Here is a 4,002-nt window from a genome sequence, read left to right as displayed (position 1 = left end):
GCGTCATTCGCACCGTCAGGTCGGCCGGCTACTCGCTCGAGAAGCCGGACGACTGAAATCGGTGATCGAACGTGGTGCCGCTCTCTCTTCCTCCTGAGAGCGGTGTTGCCGCTTTGAGGCGCTCCTAACGAAGACCAGGAGAAGCAGGCAAATGGAATTTAAAAGCATATTCAGTGTGACGGGTGCTGATCATTCTGATGAGGACCTCACAACAGCTGCCGGACTGTGTGCCGAGGTCGGCGCGCACCTATCGGTACTCATTATACCGCCTCCATTGCTCTTGATGTCGTCTCCGCCCCCCGAATGGAATACAGGACGTGCACAGGCAATTGCAGTACCGAACTATCGATTTCAGCAAATCGAGAAATTTTCACAGGACGTGACCAGAATGGAAAGACGGTCCGCGGATATCCTCAAAAGGCTGAAAGCTATGTCGCTTTCCTGTGACGTTGACACCGACTATTGCGATCCGGCTAGCCTCGGTGAAGTGGCACGACAGCGGGCGCTCTGCGCTGACCTGACGATCGTTGGAGGAGACCTCCTCAACGATGAGACTCTCGGACCTCCTGTTGTCAACGGCTGCTTGTTCGATAGCGGAAAGCCGGTGCTCATCGTGCCGAAGGGCGTTAAGGCGACGCTGTCGCCTCGACGCGTGCTGGTCGGCTGGGATTCGCGTGTAGAGGCCTCGCGTGCGGTTCGGGAAGCTCTTAGTATCCTATCCGCTGCCAAGGAAGTCTGTGTCGCTATGGTCGATCCAAAGGCGCAAAACAACGGGAAAGGCGCGCAGTCTGGAGCTGACATCGCTGCCTATCTTACTCGGCACGGTGCTCGGGTCTCCGTTGACCTGCTTAAGAGCGCCGGCAAATCGGCGGGCACAGTGCTGACCCAGCACGCGAACGACATCTGTGCTGACATGATGGTTATGGGTGCTTATGGCAGCCGTGGGCTGCGTGAGCGGATTTTCGGCGGTCCGCCGAGCTGGAGCTTTGGGAAGACCACATTGCCGCTGTTTTTGGCTCGCTGATCAGCTCCGTAGGAACACCGATCAGGTCGTAGGACCGCCAACCAGTCCGAAGTCGTCGTCGGTTACCGGTCGGATTGCGGAGACATGGCTGGATCCGCGAACATCTTGCGACGCTTGTCAGAGCCAAACCGGACGCCTCGACTGCTTCACGACGCTCTCGTGAACCAACTCGTGCGAGATCGTCCGCAACGGGCAGTAAAGACGAACGGCTGCAGCAGACCGCAGCCAAGCCACAGGGCGGGTGTACCAGGAGACCCCGCCTCGTGCGCGAACCCTGTTGGAAGGCCCCTTATCAGTACCCGGACGCGCGTCAAATCGGCGGCTGTCCCTGTCAGCCTGCGGTGTGCAAGGGCCGCTGCCGCGGAGCTTCCCCTGCCCGATCGTCGGGCGTGCGACAATGTCGGATTCCAGACGAGCTGGAACTGCGCGAACTCGTTGGTTTGACAGGTCTTTATCCGGCACGCCGCATGCATGGGAGTCTCCGAAAGCATTAAGAGCCGTTATCCATGGTTACGCCCCTCGAAAGAAAGAGCCGCTTCCGTCGTGGCAGGGAAACAGCCACTCCTGGGGTGGAGGCCGGCGCTAGAAGCCGCCGTAAGATCCGGAAGAGCCGCGCGACAGCATCACACACTTTCCTTCTGCTCTTGGGTTCGGATCACGCCGCGCCGCTGTCGATGCCGCCGACATTGAGCCCAAGACCTGGAAGGCGGCACACGCTTTTGCTGTCCTCTCAGTCGGGACCGCGGCTCAAGCATGCCTGTGAGGTTCGCATTGCTCAATGCCCGGCAATCGACGTCAACATGCCGCTGAGTTGGAAAACACTCCTAGAGGAGTAAGGATAAGTGGACCTCTTTTGTATTGGTGTGGGTGCTGGACCATCTAATTTGAGCCTTGCGTGTCAGATACAGGAAGAGATTGCGCAAGGGGCACTGTTCCTGGACCGGGAGGTCGATTTCCGAGGACATCCAGGCAGCGCTTTCGATTGCGCGGAGCTCCAGGTCGGCCACTTCCAGGATCTGGTTACTCTGGTCAATCCGCGATCAGCCTACACATTCGTAAACTACCTCCACGAGAACGGGCGTCTTTACAATTTCCTCAATGCGCAATTTCACGGGGTGCTTAGAGCCGAGTTCGCCCAATATCTCAACTGGGCGTTCCAGAAGAATCCGCTTGTCCGTGGCGGCGAGGCCGTTCGCGAAATCCGCTTTGACGGCGAGTTTCGCGTGCGGACGGACAACGCGGTCCTTGATGCAAGAAACCTCGTCATCGACATAGGCAAGCAGGCGCAAATTCCGCCTCAGTTTCATGGCTGGACTGGACCCAACCTGTTCCACTCATCTGAGTTGGCCCACATCAATCCTGAGGTGCAAAAAAAGCATGTCTGCGTTGTTGGCGGCGGACAGTCGGGAGCCGAGCTGCTACTGCACCTTGTCGGCCGGCCGAAAGAACGGCGGCCCGCGGCGATCACATGGGTCTTGACGCGCGAGATGCCTTTCGACGACCACGCGTTCACAAACGGGCTGTTCACGCCATGCTTCTCGGATCGTTTTGCTGCGATGAGCGAGGTGCATCGACAGCTGTTCCTGCGGCGTTTCGCGCTTGCCTCCGAGGGCATTTCAGAAAGCAAGTTGCGCGCGGTCTATCAGGCGCTCTACCACCACGCCTTTCTCGAGCCACACCAATGCGAGATCACATTGCGGCCAAGTTGCAACGTGTCGCGCTGCATCAATGCCGGAGCAGGGCACAGGCTCACGCTGCAACGCGGCTTGGACAACATCGGAGAAGTAACCGCCGATATCGTCATCCTGGCCACCGGGTACGAGAAACCGCTGCCGGGTTTCCTAGAACCGATCGCAGATCGCCTCGAACAGATCGGCAATGAGCTCGCCATCGGCGAGGATTTTTCGGTGTACTGGGACGGACCGCGAGACCGACGCCTTTTCGTTCAGAACGCCTGCCTTGGACAGCGCGGGCTGGCTGATCCGAACTTTGGGCTGCTGGCCTGGCGAGCGCGCCGCATCCTTGACAGCCTTCTGCGGCGCGCGCCATGCGCCAATCCCGAGCATCTAGGGTTCATCAACCGTCCCTTGACGGAGTGCTGGCCCGACCTCGGAGTCGAACAAATGGGCAGCGGGATATGATTCGTCGATATTGATGATCGGCGGTGGCATTCAGGAAAGATTTCCGCCTCTGGCGGCAAAAGCGGGACGAGCAATATTCCTACGGCGTCAGATCGCTCTGCTCGCGCTTGAGCAAGGTAGCGTCGCGCGACTCCTGCTTGGCGTGAAACAGCAAAGGGCATTCAATCACGATGCAGCTTTACGTGCTGTCGGGCTCAACGCCACGTGGATCGAGCCCAACGCCGCCGTTGGCAACCGCGACGCGAATTATGACGCCGGGCCACATGCGGCGGTGGCTGCAAGGGTACCGAGCCTCTCCCGCACTTTCGACCCCATCGCCGAAGTGCGACTACTCCAGGACGCCGAAGCCGGTCTTATCGCCAGCGGGCCAGCCAAACTCTCACCTTCCTAAACGGCAGCCGCTAAGGTGAGCCGTCGAAAGCCGACATTCAGGTTAACGTCAGCTGGCCGTGTTAGGGCTCGCTTATTCAAGGCGGTACCGGCGCTTGCCGAAGCTAAGAAGGGTTGGCATGCCCTTTGCCGTGCTTGATGTGCGGCAACACGGTGAGAGCTCCGCTGAAGCAAGCGAGAGGGAGCAATGCCCTCGAGACCGTGTCCGATTTTGACTGGAAAATATTCCGCGACAAAAGAGACGAAAGGTGTGGAATGACTTTGGACACCAAGATGGAACTGCGTATGGGGTCCCCGGCTCCTGCGCTGAAAGTGGAGAACTGGCTGCGTGGCGAGCCCCTCACGAGCCTTCGGCCCGGCAAGGTCTACCTCGTTGAATTTTGGGCGACTTGGTGCCGACCATGTGTCGACGCCATGCCCCATTTGATCGAACTGCAGGAGAAATAT

4 protein-coding genes are annotated in these 4,002 nt (G+C 59.0%); all 4 read left to right on the top strand.

What is annotated here, in order from left to right; genetic code table 11:
- The first annotated feature begins 151 nt into the window (after nt 1-151).
- Complete coding sequence (locus EN939_RS24100; RefSeq protein ID WP_063169369.1) at nt 152-1,024, top strand: universal stress protein; 873 nt, start codon at nt 152-154, stop codon at nt 1,022-1,024.
- 842 nt (nt 1,025-1,866) lie between these two features.
- Complete coding sequence (locus tag EN939_RS24095) at nt 1,867-3,165, top strand: lysine N(6)-hydroxylase/L-ornithine N(5)-oxygenase family protein (RefSeq protein WP_063169368.1); 1,299 nt, start codon at nt 1,867-1,869, stop codon at nt 3,163-3,165.
- 10 nt (nt 3,166-3,175) lie between these two features.
- Entirely contained in the window at nt 3,176-3,556 is a 381-nt protein-coding gene (locus EN939_RS24090; protein ID WP_126080606.1) for a hypothetical protein, read from the top strand.
- 272 nt (nt 3,557-3,828) lie between these two features.
- A partial coding sequence (locus tag EN939_RS24085) for a TlpA family protein disulfide reductase (RefSeq protein WP_164751180.1) occupies nt 3,829-4,002 on the top strand: 174 nt, incomplete at its 3' end.

The sequence above is a fragment of the Mesorhizobium sp. M7A.F.Ca.CA.002.05.1.1 genome, from assembly GCF_003998335.1.
Classification (GTDB): domain Bacteria; phylum Pseudomonadota; class Alphaproteobacteria; order Rhizobiales; family Rhizobiaceae; genus Mesorhizobium.
Note: the sequence above shows the minus strand (reverse complement) of the source record. Positions and strands in the feature narration are given on the sequence as shown.